This window comes from Sinomonas flava, from assembly GCF_039531875.1.
GTDB classification, from domain to species: Bacteria; Actinomycetota; Actinomycetes; order Actinomycetales; family Micrococcaceae; genus Sinomonas; species Sinomonas flava.
Map to the genome: position 1 here is coordinate 146,079 of NZ_BAAAQW010000005.1, position 18,244 is coordinate 164,322.

General features: G+C 67.8%; 19 protein-coding genes. 9 read left to right on the forward strand and 10 right to left on the reverse strand.

From position 1 onward, the window contains the following. Positions 1-193: 193 nt before the first annotated feature. Positions 194-733 (reverse strand): hypothetical protein, encoded by a 540-nt coding sequence (locus ABD298_RS09265; protein WP_344299395.1) that lies wholly within the window; start codon positions 731-733, stop codon positions 194-196. Positions 734-799: 66 nt separating this feature from the next. On the opposite strand from ABD298_RS09265, the gene ABD298_RS09270 reads away from it, so the two are divergent. Together ABD298_RS09270 and ABD298_RS09275 are read left to right on the forward strand one after the other, a co-directional pair. Beyond that, positions 800-1,234: a hypothetical protein gene (locus ABD298_RS09270; protein ID WP_344299396.1), complete on the forward strand. Its 435-nt coding sequence runs from the start codon at positions 800-802 to the stop codon at positions 1,232-1,234. A gap of 44 nt (positions 1,235-1,278) precedes the next feature. Then, positions 1,279-1,530 carry a hypothetical protein gene (locus ABD298_RS09275; RefSeq protein WP_344299397.1) on the forward strand — a complete coding sequence of 84 codons (252 nt, stop codon included), beginning with the start codon at positions 1,279-1,281 and terminating at the stop codon, positions 1,528-1,530. Positions 1,531-1,658: 128 nt separating this feature from the next. On the opposite strand, the gene ABD298_RS09280 is transcribed toward ABD298_RS09275, so the two are convergent. Next, the gene (locus ABD298_RS09280) at positions 1,659-2,345 is read right to left on the reverse strand and encodes a DUF2848 domain-containing protein (RefSeq protein WP_344299398.1); all 687 of its coding nucleotides are present in this window, start codon (positions 2,343-2,345) and stop codon (positions 1,659-1,661) included. Positions 2,346-2,423: 78 nt separating this feature from the next. Here ABD298_RS09280 and ABD298_RS09285 point away from each other — a divergent pair, with 78 nt between their 5' ends. Continuing rightward, positions 2,424-3,767 carry an MFS transporter gene (locus tag ABD298_RS09285; protein WP_344299400.1) on the forward strand — a complete coding sequence of 448 codons (1,344 nt, stop codon included), beginning with the start codon at positions 2,424-2,426 and terminating at the stop codon, positions 3,765-3,767. Positions 3,768-3,821: 54 nt separating this feature from the next. Here ABD298_RS09285 and ABD298_RS09290 read toward each other — a convergent pair whose 3' ends face one another. Continuing rightward, positions 3,822-4,457 carry a GntR family transcriptional regulator gene (locus ABD298_RS09290; RefSeq protein ID WP_344299402.1) on the reverse strand — a complete coding sequence of 212 codons (636 nt, stop codon included), beginning with the start codon at positions 4,455-4,457 and terminating at the stop codon, positions 3,822-3,824. Between the two features lie 26 nt (positions 4,458-4,483). Here ABD298_RS09290 and ABD298_RS09295 point away from each other — a divergent pair, with 26 nt between their 5' ends. Continuing rightward, positions 4,484-5,290 (forward strand): carbon-nitrogen hydrolase family protein, encoded by an 807-nt coding sequence (locus tag ABD298_RS09295; protein ID WP_344299403.1) that lies wholly within the window; start codon positions 4,484-4,486, stop codon positions 5,288-5,290. Between the two features lie 62 nt (positions 5,291-5,352). Here the strand turns inward: ABD298_RS09295 and ABD298_RS09300 are convergent, their stop codons facing one another. After that, the gene (locus ABD298_RS09300; RefSeq protein WP_344299404.1) at positions 5,353-6,708 is read right to left on the reverse strand and encodes an MFS transporter; all 1,356 of its coding nucleotides are present in this window, start codon (positions 6,706-6,708) and stop codon (positions 5,353-5,355) included. A gap of 235 nt (positions 6,709-6,943) precedes the next feature. On the opposite strand from ABD298_RS09300, the gene ABD298_RS09305 reads away from it, so the two are divergent. From ABD298_RS09305 to ABD298_RS09315, 3 genes are all read left to right on the forward strand, one after another. After that, positions 6,944-8,164: an exonuclease domain-containing protein gene (locus ABD298_RS09305; RefSeq protein WP_344299405.1), complete on the forward strand. Its 1,221-nt coding sequence runs from the start codon at positions 6,944-6,946 to the stop codon at positions 8,162-8,164. Beyond that, positions 8,161-9,054: a winged helix-turn-helix domain-containing protein gene (locus ABD298_RS09310; protein WP_344299406.1), complete on the forward strand. Its 894-nt coding sequence runs from the start codon at positions 8,161-8,163 to the stop codon at positions 9,052-9,054. The genes ABD298_RS09305 and ABD298_RS09310 overlap by 4 nt, the downstream gene beginning before the upstream one ends. Before the next feature lie 103 nt (positions 9,055-9,157). Beyond that, on the forward strand, positions 9,158-9,610 hold the full coding sequence (locus tag ABD298_RS09315; protein WP_344299407.1) for a hypothetical protein: 453 nt from the start codon (positions 9,158-9,160) through the stop codon (positions 9,608-9,610). 19 nt (positions 9,611-9,629) lie between these two features. Here the strand turns inward: ABD298_RS09315 and ABD298_RS09320 are convergent, their stop codons facing one another. From ABD298_RS09320 to ABD298_RS09345, 6 genes are all read right to left on the reverse strand, one after another. Further along, positions 9,630-10,874, reverse strand: a complete 1,245-nt coding sequence (locus ABD298_RS09320; RefSeq protein ID WP_344299408.1) for a hypothetical protein — start codon at positions 10,872-10,874, stop codon at positions 9,630-9,632. A 59-nt stretch (positions 10,875-10,933) separates the two neighbouring features. Further along, positions 10,934-12,112 carry an SIR2 family protein gene (locus ABD298_RS09325; protein ID WP_344299409.1) on the reverse strand — a complete coding sequence of 393 codons (1,179 nt, stop codon included), beginning with the start codon at positions 12,110-12,112 and terminating at the stop codon, positions 10,934-10,936. A gap of 445 nt (positions 12,113-12,557) precedes the next feature. Continuing rightward, complete coding sequence (locus ABD298_RS09330) at positions 12,558-13,163, reverse strand: hypothetical protein (protein WP_344299410.1); 606 nt, start codon at positions 13,161-13,163, stop codon at positions 12,558-12,560. A 14-nt stretch (positions 13,164-13,177) separates the two neighbouring features. After that, positions 13,178-14,206, reverse strand: a complete 1,029-nt coding sequence (locus ABD298_RS09335; protein ID WP_344299411.1) for a helix-turn-helix domain-containing protein — start codon at positions 14,204-14,206, stop codon at positions 13,178-13,180. 46 nt (positions 14,207-14,252) lie between these two features. Further along, entirely contained in the window at positions 14,253-15,728 is a 1,476-nt protein-coding gene (locus ABD298_RS09340) for an ADP-ribosylglycohydrolase family protein (RefSeq protein ID WP_344299412.1), read from the reverse strand. 44 nt (positions 15,729-15,772) lie between these two features. Then, positions 15,773-16,735 (reverse strand): ARPP-1 family domain-containing protein, encoded by a 963-nt coding sequence (locus tag ABD298_RS09345; protein ID WP_344299413.1) that lies wholly within the window; start codon positions 16,733-16,735, stop codon positions 15,773-15,775. Between the two features lie 98 nt (positions 16,736-16,833). On the opposite strand from ABD298_RS09345, the gene ABD298_RS09350 reads away from it, so the two are divergent. Then, entirely contained in the window at positions 16,834-17,574 is a 741-nt protein-coding gene (locus ABD298_RS09350; RefSeq protein WP_344299414.1) for an NUDIX hydrolase, read from the forward strand. A 17-nt stretch (positions 17,575-17,591) separates the two neighbouring features. Further along, positions 17,592-18,239: a TY-Chap2 family putative peptide chaperone gene (locus ABD298_RS09355; RefSeq protein WP_344299415.1), complete on the forward strand. Its 648-nt coding sequence runs from the start codon at positions 17,592-17,594 to the stop codon at positions 18,237-18,239. Positions 18,240-18,244 lie beyond the last annotated feature (5 nt).

Consider the following 18,244-nt stretch of genomic DNA (forward strand, 5'->3'; position numbering starts at 1 on the left):
TTCAGAGGCGTCGGCTGCCGCTCGAGGAGACGGCAACCATTCGGTTTGGATTTGTCCGCCGTGCCCGAATGTCCCTATTGAGACTCGCGGCGGCCTAAGCCAGCCTCTGCAGACGCTCGCACACTTTATTGTGAGTGGCGCCGACGGCCACATCGTGGGGGCCGTCCCTTCCCGACGCGTTCATGCCTCGGGGCTACACCCGGACCGGGTCGCCGACCAAACGCTTGAGCTCGGCAACTTCGGCAGTAAGTTCGTGGACCTGCTGGGTTACCCGCGTGAACGCCCGCCGGCGCCGCCACTCCTCGACGAAGCTCACCACCATGGCGACGACGCACAACGGTACGGCGAGGGCGAACGCCCACCCGGCGGAGGCGAGGAAACCCCCAGCCACGGGAAGCGCAGCCTGCACATTGTTGAATTCGTTCACCCCGTCGGCCAGCCCGCTGAGGAGGCCGTCGATGGGTTCCAGGAACTGGCCGACCATGGGAATGCCGGCCAAGGAGGGAGCGACAAGCCGCTCATGGGCGTCGCCGCCCCAGCGTCCCTCGCCGAGATGGAACAGGACGTAGACGGCGGCCACGGCATTCGCGAACCCGAAGACGAGAACCGAACCGAGCGCTGTCAGGTCGACGCGCCAGTACCGCCACAGGGCCAGCAGCACCGCGGCAACGATCGCAGCACCCCACGCCAGATTCGTCAGGGCCTCGCCGTTGAAGCCGCTCAAAAAGTCCACCACGCGCATTCCTTCCCCGCAGTCCTGTGGCAGGTTATCGCGTAGGTCGGCCGGTACGCTGACGGCATGTCCGCGGAGCTGAGCAACGACTCCTTCATCGGGCGCCTGCTGGAAGAGATCTCCTGGGAGAAGGCGACCCACTACCGGCGAGGCGGAAGGCGGCGCGAGAACGTCCTCACCGCTGAGGTGCTGCTGCCGCTCTCCTATCTGCCACGGGACCTGTTCCTCGGCGAGGTCCTCATGGGTGCCCGCGGGGCTGACGATGCCCGCCGCGTCGTCATCTCCGAGATCGAGGCGGCCGACGTCACGCTTCTCCCCGATCAACTGGAACCGGTGCCCGACGTCCGCGTCCAGCCCGGTGCCTCCTTCTCGCTGCCGGAGAGCTATGTGCTCGTCGAGGCCAAGCGGAACGGCAGAGCGTCCTTCCAGCCTTCACAGCTCGCCAAGGAATACCTGGCCCTGAAGGCTGCGGCGGGGGAGCGGACGCCGCTCCTCTCCTGATCCTCGGCGCTCCGCCGCCCGTCGTGGTGAGGGCGCTCGGACGGATGGCGCCTGAGGAAGCGGTGGCGGCGTATCTGCCGCTCTTCTTCGGAGAGCCCGCCGTGGACGCCGACGTTGTCGAGACGTTCAGGAATGAGGTCCGGGAATCGATCGCGTGGACCACATGGGCGTACATTGCGGAGGTGGTGGCGCGACAGCTCGGGGTCTTCCGCGGCTTCGGCCATCTCGAAACCGTCGAGCGCATGGTCGAGCGGCTGGCTGAGTCCGTCGTGAGTGCCGTGCGTTGGCACGCGTAGCGTTGCCGCGCTGACAGAACGATGCAGGTGAGCGGACGACGGCGGGTGCGCACCCGCCGTCGTCCGCTCACCTCACACAGATGCTGGCTCAGTGGCCTTCTGTCACCGGCCGTTCCCTCTTCAAGCCTCTACTCCCAAGCCGCCGGAAGCATCTCCACCTCGTACGCGACCCGGCTGACGTTCCCTTCGCCGTCGGCGAGTTCCACGCGCCACCCGTCCGCGAACTGGTCCACGCCGGGGACCATCGGAATGGTCCCGCTCATCACCACCGTGCCGGGCCGCAGCAGTCCGGCTTCATCGAGCCGGTCCGCCCAGTAGCGCGGGGGGAGCAGCTGCGAGGGCGAGCCGTCCTGGATGAGCGTCTCGGCGCCGTCGTGTGTCACCCAGGCGCGCAGGGAGAAGCCGTCGAGGGCGTCCTCGACATCGGAGAGCCGCCACGCGACGTCGCCCAGGATGTCCGGGCCCGCCTGCTTGCTCCAGGCGACGGAATGCACCTCGAGGTCGCGGTCGGTGTGGTCGCACGCCGCGGTCACGAGGAGATCGTCAGGCCCGTCGCCGACGATGAGCGCCCACTCCGCCTCCCCGGATGTCCGGCCGTGCTGCACCTGCGTGCTTCCCGCCTGGGTGGCCTGGGTCGCCGAGAGCGGGTACAGGGTCGGGATGGTGGTCGGTGCGGGCACCCCGAGCTCGGCCAGCTCGTCGACGTGGTGCTGGACCTGGGCGGTGTCGCGCCCGGCGTAGCCGCCGTTGAGGACATAGCTGATCGGGATTTCCCGGGGACCGCTTCCGACAACGTCAAGACGGATTAGTGCCATCATTTTCTCCCAAGGGGTTGCGTAGACATCGTGTATACAACGAGTATGGGGCTAACCCTGAAAGGAGACAAGCGTCATATGAGCAGTCACGCGCAGACCCCATCGGCCCCGGTCGAGCGGCGCACCCTCTACAAGGCCTTCACCGCCAGCCTCAGCGGCACGGCGCTCGAATGGTACGACTTCGCCCTCTACGGCGCCGCGACGGCGGTTGTCTTCAACAAGCTCTTCTTCCCCGACGACGACCCGGCGATGGCCACCATCAAGGCCTTCCTCACGTACGCGGCTGGGTACATCTCGCGCCCCATCGGCGGAATCGTCTTCGGCCGGCTGGGCGACCGGATCGGCCGCAAGCGCGTGCTCGTGTGGACGCTCGTGCTCATCGGTGCGGCGACCTTCGGCATCGCCTTCCTGCCCACCTATGCCCAGGCAGGCCTATGGGGGCCCGCGCTGCTCGTGCTCCTGCGCTTCCTTCAGGGCGTTGGCGTGGGCGGCGAGTGGGGCGGCGCCGTCCTGCTCTCGAGCGAGTTCAGCAAGCCAGGCGAGCGGGGGCTCTGGGCTTCGGCCGCCCAGGTCGGCGTGCCGCTCGGCTCGGTCCTGGCCAACCTCGTGCTCATCATCATGACCGCGAGCATGCCTGCTGCGGACTTCCAGTCCTGGGGCTGGCGGCTCGCCTTCGGGTTCTCGATCGTTCTGGTCGGGTTCGGCCTGTGGATCCGCCACACTCTTGAGGAGACGCCGGTGTTCCAGCGGCTGCTCGAGCGGGGAGAGGCCGCCAAGGCTCCCGTCACCGAGGTGTTCCGCACCCAGGGGCGCGCGCTCACCGGAGCGATCCTCTGCCGCGTCGGTCCCGACGTGCTGTACGCGTTCTTCGCAGTGTTCGTGCTCGTCTGGCTCAAGACCGGGCCCAACAAGCTCAGCGACTCGGAGGCCCTCACCTGCACCATGGTGGCTGGCGCGCTCCAGGTCGTCACTATGCCGTTCGCAGGCTGGCTCTCCGACCGGGTCAACCGCAAGTGGCTCTACGGCATCGCGGCCCTGGCCGGTGGCGCATGGACGTTCATCTTCATCGCCATGACCCAGACCCGTTCGTTCGGGCTCGGCCTGGTCGGCGTGGTCCTGGGCCTCGTGTGCCACTCGTTCATGTACGCGCCGCAGGCGGCGCACATCGCCGAGCAGTTCCACGCACGGCTCCGCTACACCGGGTCCTCGCTGGCCTACACCTTCGCGGGGATCATCGGCGGCGGCTTCGCCCCCAGCGTCTTCGCTGTGCTGATCGCGATGGCGCCCAACGGCTACACGATCGCCGGGTACGTGCTGTTCGCGGCCATCGTCACCGTGGTTGGCCTCGCGATGGGCCGCAAGGTGGTCGACGACGTCGACGTTGTACCTTCCGTCCCTGCGGACAGCTCCGCCGCCCGCTGAGGCAAGCGGCGCACGACGGCGGCCGCGCGCCGCCGTCGTGCGCTATGCCTTCCGCTAGATCACCAGCATGCGGCGGGTCGCATCGAGGTGGTGCGCCACTGCCTTCTCAGCACGCTCCACGTCGCCCGACTCGAGGGCGTCGACAATCGTGGTGTGCTCGGCCAGCACCTCCTCGCGGCGGTGCGAGCTGCGCTCGAGGGCCGAGACGCCGATGACCACGTGGCGGGCTCGGACCGACTCGTACAGCTGCTCGAGCACGGGGTTGTGCATCGCGCGGATGAGCCGGGTGTGGAAGTCGCGGTCGGCGGCAATGAACTCGGCGAACGTGCCGCCGTTGATGAGGCGCTTCTGCTCGTCGAGGCACTCGCGCATCGCAGCCGCTGTCTCCTTCTCGACCCCCCGCGCGACTGCCTCTCGGACGGCCCAGGCCTCGAGGACGGTTCGGACCTCGAGGATATTGCTGATCAGCTCCGGGGTGAGCGGCGGTACGAGAGCGCCCCGATTGGGGACGAGCTGCACGAGGTTCTCCGCGGACAGCAGCAGAAGCGCCTCGCGCACCGGGGTGCGGGAGATGCCCAGCTCGGAGGCCACTTCCTGCTCGTTGATGAACGTCCCCGCGAGAGCGGCGTCGCCCAGGAGCAGTCGGCGGAGATGCCCGTACGCCTTGTCCCGTCCAGAAGAAGTTCGCATACAACGTATATACCGTGGAGGACTCAATGATTCCATCGAACAACCTGACTGTCGCCGCGGCACAGTTTGCTGCCGGCACCGACAAGACCGCCAATCTGGACGCGGTCGCGAAGCTCACCGTGCGTGCCGCGGATGCGGGCGCCGACCTGGTGGTGTTCCCCGAGGCCGCCATGGTCCCCTTCGGGGAGGTCCTCGCTCGCGCCGCCGAGCCGCTTGATGGGCCGTTCGCCGACCGGGTGCGCGAGATCGCCGAGGCCAGCGGGGTTGCCGTCGTGCTCGGGATGTTCGAGCCCAGCGGCGACGGTCGGGTCCACAACACGCTCCTCGCCACCGGCCGTGGGGCCGAGGCCGCCTACCGGAAGATCCACCTGTTCGACGCGTTCGGATCGCGCGAGTCCGATACCGTGGCGCCCGGGAGCGACCTCGTGACCTTCCGGCTCGGGGGAGTGACGGTCGGACTCGCCACCTGCTTCGACCTGCGGTTCGCGGACCAATTCACCGCGCTCGGCAGGGCGGGAGCCGAACTTGTCTGCGTGCCTGCCTCCTGGGGGGACGGGCCGGGGAAGGCCGAGCAGTGGGACCTGCTCACGCGTGCACGGGCCACCGATGCGCAGGCGTGGCTCGTCGCGTGCGACCAGGCCTGGGTGCCGCCTCGCGGGGCCGACCCGCTCGGCCTCGGCCGGTCCTGCGCTATCGACGCGCTGGGGCGGGTGCGAGGCCGGCTCGGGCATGAGCCCGGGCTACTGGTGCAGGTCGTCGATGTTGCCGAGGTGCGTGCAGTGCGGGAACGGGTGCCGGTGCTGGCGGGAGCCCTGCCTTCGGCGCGTCACTGAGGCGAGCGGACGACGGCGGGTGCGCGCCGCCGTCGTCCGCTCACCTCGCCGAGGTGACGGGGTCAATGGCCAGCGGCGACTGCTTCGAGCTCGCCGTCGGAGGCTTCGGCGCGAGCGGGCTTCACGAGGAGCGTCGCGAGCGCGGCGACCACGAGCGGCACCGCGAGGGCGGCGAAGTAGCCCGACGGGCCCAGGCCGGTGAGGAGCACGCCGCCGAGGGCGGAGCCGACGATCGAGCCGAGGCGGCCGACGCCGATGCCCCAGCCGGTGGCGGTCGCGCGCAGCTGGGTGGGGTAGGCGTTGGCGATGAGGTAGTTCAGGGCGAGCTGCTGGCCGCCGATGCCGAAGCCGGCGAGGCCGATGAGCGTGAACACGAGGCCCCACTGCGTGCCCGCGGCGCCGAGGCCGAGGGCGATGAGGATGCCCGCGCCGAACATCCCGAGCAGGAGGGTGCGGGCGTTGACGCGCGGCAGGACCGCGGAGAGCGGGATCGCGAAGACGATGAAGGCGGCGTTGACGGTGACGGTGCCGAGGGCGGCGGTGCCGGCGTCGAGGCCGAGGGCCTTGAGGGCGGTCGGCATCCAGAGCAGGAGCAGGAACCAGGCGATCCAGTTGAACAGGTAGGTCGCCCAGACGGCGACGGTGACGGTGCGGTAGGCGGGGGAGAAGAGGGCCGCGACGGAGCCGCGCTTCTCGCCGGCGTCCTCGACGGTGAGGACAGTGCCATCGGCGATGGTCTGGCCCGTGGCGCGGGTGATGAGGGTGCGGGCGCGGGAGAGGGCGTCGTCGGTGCCCTTCGCGACGAGGTAGGCGGGGGACTCGGGCAGGACGGCGAGGACCCCGAGCAGGAGCGCAACCGGCAGGGCGCCGCCGATGAGGAAGATCCCGCGCCAGCCGACGGCGGGCAGCCAGGCGGCCGCGACGAGGCCGCCGATCATCGCCCCGCCGGGCAGGCCCAGGAGCACGAGGGTCATGAGGGTGCCGCGGCGCTTGCGCGGGCTGTACTCGGCGGTGAGGGCGAGGAGGGCCGGGGTGGCGCCGCCCATGCCGAGGCCGATGAGGAAGCGGAGCACCACGACCTGCCACGCGGCGGTCGCGAACGCGCCGGCGAGCGAGAACGCGCCGAACACGGCCAGCGCCAGGAGAATCGTGCGCTTGCGGCCGATCCGGTCGCCGAACGTTCCGAGCGTCATCGCGCCGAGCGCCATGCCCACGGTGCTCGCGGTGATCACCCAGGTCATGTCGGTGGCGCTGAGCTTGAACTCATCGGCGATCGCGGTGCCGATGAACGCGATCGACTGCGTGTCGAACCCGTCCAGCAGCGCGATCACGAAGCAGAAGGCCACCACGGCCCATCTCCTCGCGCCCATCGGCGTTGTGTCCATGGCGTCCTGGACGCTCAGGGTCCGCGTAGTCATCGTCGACTCCTCACTGGTGCGTGCACGGAGGACGACGGCGTCCCCCGGCTTGGTCTGCTCTGTGAGGCTATGGGTGGGGGTTGGATGGCGGCCAATACTTGTTTCGGCTCGATTGATATGCGCGAGCAATGGCTCGCCCGATTCGCCGCGGGAACGCTGGACCAAGCGGTTTTCAGAAGTGTCGGTGGACCGGGGTAGATCTATGACCAGGGGATCACACACTTTGGGGGGATTCATGTTCACAGACACCTTTGCGGTGCTCGACGTCGAGACCACAGGCCTGGGCCGCTACGATCGGGTGGCGGAAGTCGCGGTCGTCACGGTCGACCACACCGGCAAGCAGCTGGATCGCTGGGAGACGCTCGTCAATCCTGAGCGAGACCTGGGCCCGCAGCACATCCACGGGATCCGGGCAGAGGAGATCCGTAAGGCACCGACGTTCGCGGACATCGCAGATGAGCTCGAATTCCGTCTATCCGGCAACGTGCTGGTGGCTCACAACCTGTCCTTCGACTCGCGCTTCCTGAGGCAGGAATTCACGCGCCTCGGCCGAGAACTGCCGGGCCGCTTCCTCGACCTGGGGATGTGCACCATGACGGCCGCCCGTTCGTACCTGCCCGGCTCCCGCCGCGGACTGCGGGACTGCTGCGATGCCTTCAGCATCGATATCCTCGATGCGCACTGCGCCGGGGCCGACGCCGAGGCGACGGCCACGCTGCTGGGTTGCTACCTCGACATCGACGCCCGCCCCTGGCACTCCGCCCTGGAAGCGGCCGTCGACTGGTTCGGGACCCCGCCGCCCATCGCGCGGGTCGCCTACCGCAAGCCAGCCGACTGGCAGCCTCCACACTTCCTCGAGAAGCTCGCGGCCGCGCTCCCGGCGAGCGCAGGGCCAGCTGAGCATGATCAGTATCTCGCCATCCTCGACCGCGCGCTGCTCGACCGCTACCTGTCCGCAAGCGAGAAGGATGAGCTGCTCGCCCTCGCCGCGGACCTGGGGATCGACCGCGAGACGGCGCTTCGCCTGCACGGGGAGTACTTCGACGCCGTCGTGGACGCCGCGTGGGAGGACGGGATCGTCACCGAGTCGGAGCGAGCCGACCTCCTGCTGCTCGCCGGACTGCTGGGAATAGACGACGCCGCGCTCGCGGCAGCGTTCGAGCCTCGCCTCCCGCGAGAGTCTCCTGCCCGCACGACGCCGACCCTGGCTCCCGCGGTTCGCCACGGTGACCTCGTGTGCCTGACCGGAGACATGCAGATGGCCCGCGAGGACATCGTCGCCAGGCTCGGACGCCTTGGCATCGGAGTGCACCCCGGAGTGACGAAGAAGGTCAAGCTCCTGATCGCAGCCGACCCTGACAGCCTCTCGGGCAAGGCGAAGAAAGCGCGCGACTATGGCATCCCGGTGGTCAGCGAAGACTACCTGTTCACGCACCTGCTCAAGGGGGAGAAGTGACCAGCGGCGGCGCGAAGTTGACCCTTCATCAGGCGATGAGGCAGGTCCTCAGATTAGCGGGGCGGCCGATGACCGCCCGAGAGCTCGCCGATGCCATCAACCGGAAGGGACTCTACTCGCGGGCTGACGGGGCACCCGTTCCGACAAACCAGATCCACGCCCGAGCGAAGAATTATCCTGATCTCTTCGTCAAGGAGGAGGGGCGGCTTTCGCTCGCGAGCCCGGAAGGATCGGTGGCCGCCTCACCGCCGGCCAGCAACCTGCCTACATACCCGGCCACCGCGGTGCAGAAGACTTGGCGCGGGGCAGCCTCCCCTTCCGAGAGGAAAGCGGATGCGCCCTCTTTACGTCCCGCTGCTGAACGTGAGCTGTTGGCAGACGCGCGGTTCCGACGTGTCGGATCCATCGATCCGCTCGTTCCCAACGCGCCTGGCATCTATGCCATCCCGGTCGTCGCGGCCGGGGCGCTCCCTGAGCCCTTCCGCAGCTACGCGCTGGGCCGAGACGACCGTCTCATATACGTCGGGCAGGCAAAGACCAGTCTCCGGAAGCGCCTGGTGGATCAGGAGCTTCGGGCGAGGGGGCACGGGACGTTCTTCCGTACCATGGGCGCCGTGCTTGGATATCGGCCTCCCCGCGGCTCACTGGTGGGAATGGCCAATCAGCGCAACTACAGGTTCTTACCCTCGGACACCGCACGGATCATCGCGTGGATGAACACCAACCTAGAGGCCTCGTGGATCGAGACCTTGGACGCCATTCACCTCACCGAACAGACGCTGATCGCTGATCTCCGCCCGCTGTTCAATCTCCAGTCCAACCCCGCGGCGCTGCGGGAGCTGAAGGCCGCCAGGGACGAATGCCAGGCCATCGCCAGCGCCGTCACCTAGTGAGCCGGCCTGCAGTGCGGCGGGGAGTCGGCTCGCGCCGGGTCATAGATAACGCCGCCGGCCTGCCATCGCGATTCTGAAGTGCAGGTCTTTATCATGATTCATGGCGAGCGAAACCTTCCTGATGCTCTGGAACCCAGGGAAGTTCCGAGAGTTTGCAGGGGAGATCCCAACGCTGCAAGCCGAGATCGCAGCCCGCGGTACGGCGAGTGACTGGTGGTCTGCCGGAACTCGCGTTCATGATATCGACGAGGGCGACCGAATTTTCCTCATTCGCACGGCGGTGAAGCCATGGTCCGTGATCGCCTCCGGGCATGCTTCCGGGACGGTCTACCACCCCGCGCGACATAGCGCCGATGAGGTGGGCTACAACAACAGGGTCCCCATCGAGTGGGATCATGTGCTCGCACCAGAGCACGCCATGCCGATCCCTGAACAGGAGCCCGAGCTCTACGCGTACGTGACTAAGCGCCAAGCTAGCGGGAACAAGCTGAGTCCGGAACGGGCGGCGACGCTAAGCCGATATTGGGAGTCCCACCTTCGGCAGCTTGCCTGACATCGCTCGGCGCCGGCCCTCAACTTTCCTCGACGCGCTCCTCTTCCTTGATCGCCGCGCGGAACGCGCGCACTCCGCTGGACAGCTTGTTCTTCGTGGACTTCACACGATCAAGCGCGTCATCGCCCAGCTGCTTTGCGGCATCGACGCTCTCGGCGCCGGTGTCGATTACCCTGTCTCTTACATCCGCAACCGCGTCGACCCATCGCTGCGTTTCGCGAAGCTCGATACTGCTCTCGATGCCTAGTCGTCCCTGGAAGTCGATGACGCCTGTGGCGGTGCGGTTGCTCGAGGCCACCACCGAGCGAGCCAGCGTGGGGTGTAGAAGGACCTTCGTGTTCGCCCACTCTGCGGCCGCATCAATCCTGCGCAGCACGTGCTCAGTGCTTTGCGAGATTAATTCGCGGCGGTTCTGTCGGGCAGCCTTAAGTCCCAGTCGATGCTCGTTCAGCTCTTCGGGCGAAGCGTCTAGCACGCGGTCAAGCTCGAGTACCGCAATCGCATCCTGCAGTTGGAAACAGCGAGCAATAATCGCGAGCCACTCGTGGATCTTGGACTCAACATCCTTGGCCACCTTGGCGAGCTCACCAATCTTGGCCTTGTCGTCGACCTTGTCCGCTAACGCGTCCAGCTGACGCAACGCATATCCCTGAGTGCGGGCCACTGTCGCAGTCGTCGACTGCACCTTGGACCAAGTGACTTCGGAGACTCGACCTACCTCTTCTCGGACGGTCATGGCCTCCTCGACGACGAAGTCCACGCCGATCATGTCCGCGAGTACGGCGTCCTTCTGTGCACGGAGGATGTCGTCGACTTTCTCATCGATAACCTCGAGGTATTCGGTAATCTCATCTAACGACTGCTGCAGCGATGCTTGATGCATCTGCGCAGCGAGAAGTGCCAGGCCGGCTGGATTGGCTGCAAGAGCGGCGCCTGGGACGAACTGAATGATGCCCTTGATCTGGCCGCCCTGAGCCTGCACTACGCCCAAGTTGAGGCCGGTCTTCGAGCTCTGCATCAGCCCATACTTCTTGACCAGCTGAGCCGATTCCTCGGTCATCTTCACCCATCGACCTGAGTTGGCGGACAGCTCTGAGCCCACCTGTGCGGCGGTGGCGGCGGCACCGAGCATAGTACCGAGGCGCGCTCCCCGGAGTTCCCTCGAAGGTAGGCCCTCCGACGTGAGGAATCGTTCGACCGCGCTCGACTCCCCGATGACCGCCAGACCATCTCCGTCGTTGATCAGCTGAATTTCGTTGTCCATCGTCGATTCCCCCAAGATGCGAAAGGTGTGCCCGGAAGACTGCGGGGTCTGAGAGGATCCTACCCGGATAGCCGGCCAGTCCTAGTCTGTGAGGGCCGGACACCAGACGCCCGTCGCTCCGTCAGCCCGAACTCCTCGAGCGCCGCTCGTACGCGCTCCCATACCGGCCCACCGTGACCGTCATGGTTCGCGACGAGGTCCAGCAGGTCGGTTCGCAGCTCCTGGTCCCGCGCTTCAAGGCTAGCGCCGTACTTGTCCGCTAGCAGGTAGGTGTGTTCCTGAGTTGCGTGCGCCAGCATCGCGTCCAGGAAGACTTCGAGGCGGCGGCCAGTCTCGCCAAGGTCGACAGCTCGCCCTCCCTCGTCCGCCATAGACACCACAGCGAGGCGGCCCTCCCACGCCTTCGTCTGCAGGCTGTTCGTCCCCACCATGAGCGCAGTGCCCATGACCCCCCGCCCACCCTCGGGCAGGGCGCGTCGGACGGCGTGGACGATCTCGTGGAAGTGGTCGTCGCCCAAGCCGAAGCCCACGAACAACAGGTGGTGCGTCATGAGGTGCGCCTTGACCAGCGACGAGAGCGCCTCGCGGTTGGCGTTGAAGCCGAGGTAGTCATCCCGGGTCAGGACGATCGTGCGCGGATCTGCGGCGTCGCCGTGCAGCTTGAGCAGCCAACGCCCGGTGCCCGTTTGGCGGGGAATCACGAAGCGCGGCGCCTCTGCATCCTCGCAGGCGCGTTCAAAGAGGTTGTCGTAGTTCAGGGTGATCGCACCCTCTGAGGGCAGCGACGCCAAGAGTGCCGGCGCAAGCCCGTACCGGGGCACGTTGACCTGGTCGGCGATGCTCTTCCGGAAGCCCGGCTCGATGGCCTGCTCCATGTAGAGCGTCTCGAGGAGGCTCGCCTGGTCGAGGAGGCTCAGATCTTCCAGCTGCTCGGTCTGTGTGGTGGACAGCCCCAAGCGCTGGGCGAGGTCCGTGAGCAGTTCCTTCCACGAGGGCGCCCCGGCGCTCATGCTCACACCGGCGCCGAGGAAGGGCACAACGCGTCCAGCCCGGGCCTTGACTCCGAGATCTTCGGCCTTGGCTCGCAGCTCGTCGCCGAGTCTGCGCCACCAGCTGTTTGGGTCGGATCGGCGCAGCCTCTGGGCGAGGGTGTAGGCCGCATGGTCGCGCACGACGACGGCGACGTCGACCTGTTGTCTGCTCGCCACCTCGCGGGTCGCGTTGAGCAGCGCGGTCATTTGGGCGGTCAGGTCCTGAGCCGATCCACCCGCGCTCCCGAGGAAGGGGAGGGCAAGAAGAGGACGCGGGCGGTAAGCCTTGGACGGTCCGATCTCCCGGAGCGCAACGTCGGCAAACGCATGAACGCGCTCTTTGATGGCCGCTGGCGTCCAGCGGTTGTCGGAGGGCACAGCTGTCGCCACTGGAAGCGGCAGGCCCTGGTAACCCGTGAGCGGGAAAGCCAGCGCACTTCCGTCGCCAAATCCCGCTGGTGCCAGCAGGCGGGCCTGATCTCGTAGTTCGGGGTACGTGTCCGTGACCCACGAGTCCCTGACGCTCAGCCACGCATCGGTCGGCAGGAGCCAAGCATCAGCTTGGAGGTGGAGGAGGTCAGCGCGCAGGACGAAGACGTGGCCGGATGTCATGGTGCTTTCGTATCACAAGGGCCAAGGCTAGTCGCCATGTTCACGGCCATCGTGGTGTGTCAGCAGGATGCAGCCGAAGAGGCGCGAATTCACCGAGATGAGCGTATCCCCCTGAATAGTGCGCATCCCAGACAGTTACGGCGTCGACGGTGACTTCCACGAGGCCGATGTGTCGTACAACGTGTGCGAGCCCTTCCGGCAAGCGCGTCCACTGCTGCTCGTCTCTGACGAAGAATTGATGGCTGGGCTCATGCTCAAGAAAGAGCGCCTCAGCCATCTTTCCTCGCGCCGTGATGAAGAAAATCAAGCCGTCGATGCGTCGTTCCGCATTTCGCTCGACTTCAAGTCGGGTCGGACCGTAGCGGGGTGGCCTCGGCTCGGTGTCCTCGCTGATGCGACAAGCCGAGACTCCCAAGGTGAAATCCGTCAGCAACGCATCCAGAGTGGCCTGCAGGCCCGCGACGCGCTCCCCAAATGCGTCTTCCATGTCCGGCGTGGCCGCTGCCCATTCCGGATCAGCCCACGAATCCCGGTAGCGTGAGCGGTTAGCAGCCTTGCCAAGGCCTTCCGCCCCCAGGCTGGCTACCCACTGGAGGTGAATCCGGCGCAGATCGACGAGCACCTCGAGTTCGTCTCCAGATGGCATTGCTCCTCCCGGTCTTACAGGCCGGGGCGGTCGGCCGCGAGACCAGCACGCACCGCATCGCCCCAGCTGCCGAACACGTTGCGGATCGAAGCCACCGAGGGGCGCGTCTGGCCCGCGTCTCCTTCCATAACGACCCACTCGTGGTAGCTCTCCACGGTCCTCTTCCGGTCGGGGTCGGCGACGAAGTCGCTCATTGCCTCCCGGTAGTCGTGCTCGGTGAACTTCAGGAGGCCCTTTGAACGCCCGCGCGCACTCGTGCCGAGGCCGATGGCCGCGAGCCCGTCGTTCCAGCCGCCAAAGCGCTTCTGGATGGTCTGCCGCGTCGGAGGCCAAGGCGTCGCACCCTTCCGTGACTCCAGGCCGAGGACCGGGATGAGCTCGTCTCGCAGCGCCCCATACCGTTGGCCCGTGATGGTGGCCTCCGGATGCTGGGCCACGTGCTCCTGCGCGGCCGCGATCACGCCGAGGATTGTGGCAATGTCGTCCGGTTCCACGGACGCCGCCGCAAGCACGTCCTTCAGGTCCGTGATGACCTCAAGCAGAAGTTCCGCCGCCGCGCCGTCCAGATCCGGGCCGAGGCCCAGATCCGATCCCAGCAGATACCAGACCCCGGCGGCGACGACCTCGTCGGAGAAGATGTTCTCGCCTTCGAGCTTGTCGAAGACGATGTCCGATTCGCGGAGTGCTTCCTCGGCCACAGCTGCGTCGACCGAGGGGTAGAGGGCGCGGATTCGCTCTACGGCAATCGTCCGTGGAGCGCCGGTGGCCGCGATCCGTCGAGCCAGTTGCCCATACTCGAGGAGGAAGGCAGCCCGGGCGGCCGCGCTGGCGGACTCGCGCGCCTCAAGGCGCTTCTTGCGGGACTCCTCGGCGCTCGTTCCGCCCAGCTTCGAGACAATCTGGCGAACGCGTTCGCGGGTGACCCCGAAGCTCGAACCGATGGACTCGAGGGTCTCGCCGGCAGCGTAGCGCTCGACCATCTGCTGGTTGCGCTGCTGCACTGTCAGCTCAGGGGCGGTGCTCAGATCGGTAGCGGTGCTCATAGCCATACTCCTATCTCCTCCTTCCGACATTTCTGGGCCCCAACACCTACGCGCGCCGGAGCACCTCCATGAAGGCCCGGTTCGGCGACGCCGCCGGCAGCACGGACCGCACCTCATCGAGCGCCTCGAGCCCGGAAACGCCCCGCACCTTTGCCCCGTACAGCGCCGCGACGGTCGGCGTCCGCGACTCCATCCGCACGCAGTGCAGGAGCACGCGCTTGCCCTCCGCGCGGAAGGTGGCGATGGCGGCGGCGGCGTCGCGGAGCACGAACTCAAGGTGGGCGTTGTACTCGGGCCACGCGGAGTCGATGATCCAGAACCTGGCGTGGTCGGCTGTCGGGACGGTGGCATCCTCGGTGCCAACACGGCAGAGGCTCACGACGGCGTCGTAGTCGTCCCGCTGCAGCGCCGGCGCCGCGCCGAGCAGCACGCCCGGGTCGGCCGGGTGCTCGACCACGTCAATCGCCGACGACGGCACGTACGGCGAGTGGTCGAAGTGCGCGGCCGCAGGCCACGCGCCAGGCCTTCGCCCCTCCCCGCGGGCCAGCTCCATGCCGAGCCGCTGCAGGTCCAACGCGGTCATGCCCGGCCAGCCGTGCAGCCGCCGGCGCCACTCGAACGGCACCGCCGAGATCCCGTACGCCGCCCCGAGCAGCCCGCCGGCGATCGCGGCGACGGTGTCGGTGTCGTTCCCGCCGCGCACGGCGTCCTCCAGCGCCGCCCGCAGGTGCGCCGGCCCGACTGCCGACCGCGTCGTGGCGATCGCGCTCCACGCCCCCTGGAACGCCTCGACCACCCAGCCGTTGTTCCGAAAGTCCCGCGGCCGCGACGCCTCCGCCACCGCGATCCGCTCCTCCCACAGCGCCCGCCGCTCAGGATCAACCAGCGGCAAGCCCACCTGCACGTAGAGCTCCCCAGTCAGGACAGCGTGCCGGATCGCGGCGCACCACAGCACGCACGCGTCCACGGCGTCGGGGTCGGCGTGCGTGAGGGCCGACGCCGCCGCTGCCGGCCGCGCGAGCTCCTCCGCCGGCCGCCCCACGAACGCCAGAGCGGCGGGAGCCGTCCGCATGAGCGACCCGTTCCCGGCCCCGCGGCCTGTGCGGGCGAGGAAGTCCGCCGCGGCGGCGGTGAAGTCGGCAGCGGTGAGTTTCGACTCCGCTGCGCTCCGCTCAACCAACGTCTGGGCTGCGGCGATGACGGCCGAGGTCTGCGCCCCGACGTCCTTCGCCTCCTGCGCCCAGGAGGCCCAGCCGCGTACGGCCGACGTCCACTCCACGGGCTCGCCGGCGGCGACGGCGTCGGCCTGCCCGAGGAGGCATCCGGCGAGGGGGACGGCCATGGAGGTGTCGTCGGTCCATTCGGCGGGGGCGAAGCCGAAGGGGCCGCCGCCGATCATGGCGAGGGGCGTGCCGTCGGGCAGGGGTGCGCCGAACTCGTAGCCGGCGCCGAGGGCGTCGCCGGCGGCCATGGCGACGAGGGTGCCGGCAGCGCGGTCGTTCTGGAGCGGGGTGAGGTTCATGGGGACTCCTTCGGGTGCAGGTGGAGCGGGAGCAGGGCGTCGGGTCAGAGGGCGGCGAGCGGGTGCGTCGCGTCCCAGACGGAGAGGTGGGCGAACTGCGCGGGTCCGGCGGCACGCTGCACTGCCAGGCCGCTGTAGGCGTAGCGCCCGACGGCGGCGCGCACCGGGGTGCTCGCGACCGCGCCGTGGGCGGTGGTCGGTGTAGCGAAGAGGCGGCGTGGGTCGGTGGCGAGCCCGGCCACGAAGTCGCGGGCCCCCTGCCCGCGTGTGGGCTGGGCGGCGAGGAGCTCGGCGTGCGCGGCCTCGAAGCGCAGTGCGTCGGCGAACTGCTCCCAGTGCCGGGCGAACAGGGCCGAGGTGCCGAACAGCTCGAGCGTGAGCGCGCGCCCGCCCAGACCGACGACGACGCCGCGCTGCCCCTCGAGCACTCCGGGGGTTGAGCGGAGCGAAGCGGAGTCGAAACCGCTGGCGGCGGTGTCGAAGCCGTCGTATGCCTCGACGAGCGAACCCGTCGCGCTCACACCCGCGGAGAACCGGCCGACCCGCTGCCAGACCCGGCCCTGATCGGCGGCGCGGAGGGTGCGGACGCCGTCGCCGGTGGAGCCAGACAGACCGCCCAGACCCGCAAGTTCGGCGCGGACGTGCAGGGGAGCGCGGCGGGCACGGCGTCCGTGCTGGATGCTCGGGCCGCCCCAGCGGCCCTCCTCGACGCAGAAGGCCGGGACATCGGCGTGCTCGCCGGGGGCGAGGATGCGGCTCTCGGCGGCGATGCGATGCTGGTGGCCTCCCTCGAGGAGCTCGCCCTCGATGAGGAGGGCCGGCTTGGCGCCCGTGTTGGCGACCGTCAGGCGGTTGACCTGCGGGCCTGCGGCGAGCTCGGTGACCTGGAGCTGGGCGTGGGCGCCGGTGGTGAGGCCGAGGTTGCCCGGAGTGTCGGACCAGACCGGGAAGATCGTGAACGGGCCGAACTGCTGGCCGATGCCGACGTGGAGCTGGGGGAAGTCCATGGACTCGCCTTCCTGCCGAAGAATTTACGCTGATCTGCGCTAAATCAGACTGTAGGCACGGCTGGCACTTTTCGCAAGAGTGAGATTATTCTTGTCGCATGGTGTGGTGCGACGAGCACGGCAAGCGACTGGAGGACTACCCGCGGCCGAGCGTCGCGGTGGACACGGCGGTCCTCACTGTCGAGGACAACGAGCTGAAGGTCCTTCTGGTCCCGCTGGTTCAGGGCAGTGAATCCACGGTGGTTGAGCGGAGCGAAGCGGCGGTGGTTGAGCGGAGCGAAGCGGAGTCGAAACCAAAGCTCGCCCTGCCTGGAACCTTCCTCCACGAGGGCGAGACCCTTGCTGATGCAGTTCTGCGGTCCCTGCGCGACAAGGCTGGGGTGTCGGGGCGTCGGCCGCGGCAGCTGCGCGTGTTCGACAATCCGGCGCGCGACCCGCGGGGCTGGGTGCTTTCGGTGGCGCACGTGGACCTCGTGCCGGTCGCCGTCCTGGGGGAGTCGCTGGCGCACGACGGTGTGCGGCTGGCTTCGGCGGACGACGCCTCAGTCCTCGACGGGCTTCCCTACGAGCAGGGGGAAATCGTGGCTGCTGCTGTCCAGTCGGTTCGCAAGGAATACGAGGCTGAGCCCGATCCCGGCGCGCTCCTGGATGAGCCGTTCACCCTCGCCCAGCTACGCAGGCTGCACACGGCTGTGCTGGGGGAGGAGCCTATGCGAGACACCTTCCGGCGGTCCATGGAGCCGAGGCTCAAGCCAACAGGTGCGATGACCGGCGGTGGTCGAGGCCGGCCGAGCCGGACGTGGCGGCGTGGATCTCCTACAAATGCTCCGCAACGGTAATTAGGGAGGATATTGGGATGTCGACGTACCCCGAAGGCGATACCATCGCATGGCATCAGCTGACCGCGCTATCCTGGCGGGTAATGAGTGAGCTTGCCCGAGCGGACCCCGAGCTCTACATTGCGGCCATAACTGACGATGGAATGGGCAACAGTCCACAAACATTTGTATTCATGATGCGCCGCGGCAAGGTGTGGTTTCAGGCCAGACGCGGAGGCGGTGGGTTCTTCGTTGATGAGGTGGGGAAGATGATTCTGTGGGAGCATGCGTTCGCGTTGCGCAGTGCACGCGAAGTTGCCGCGCACATGATGCGCTTGCAGGGTGGTGGCTCGCCCGTGGTGCTCCCCGCGACTAGACCGAGGGCACTGGGCTATCGTGTGATGGCGTCCATGCTGGAACTTACACTCGGCGATAAAGAGCCGTGGACGGTGCAGTGGGATCAGGGGGGAGGTGGTTACGAGACCCGGGGACGGCACCCATATGAAGATTCGGCGTTCTCGCTCATTCGCGATGGGAGGGTAGTAGCAAGCTTCGACAACTTCGGTTGGATGAGACGCCCCAACGAGGAGGAGGGATCGGCGGTTGAGCTGATGCCTTTGTATGTTGCCCACGGTCGCCGAATTCTTCCGCTAGTTGCCGAGATATTCGGTGCGGATGTCAAGTGAACGAT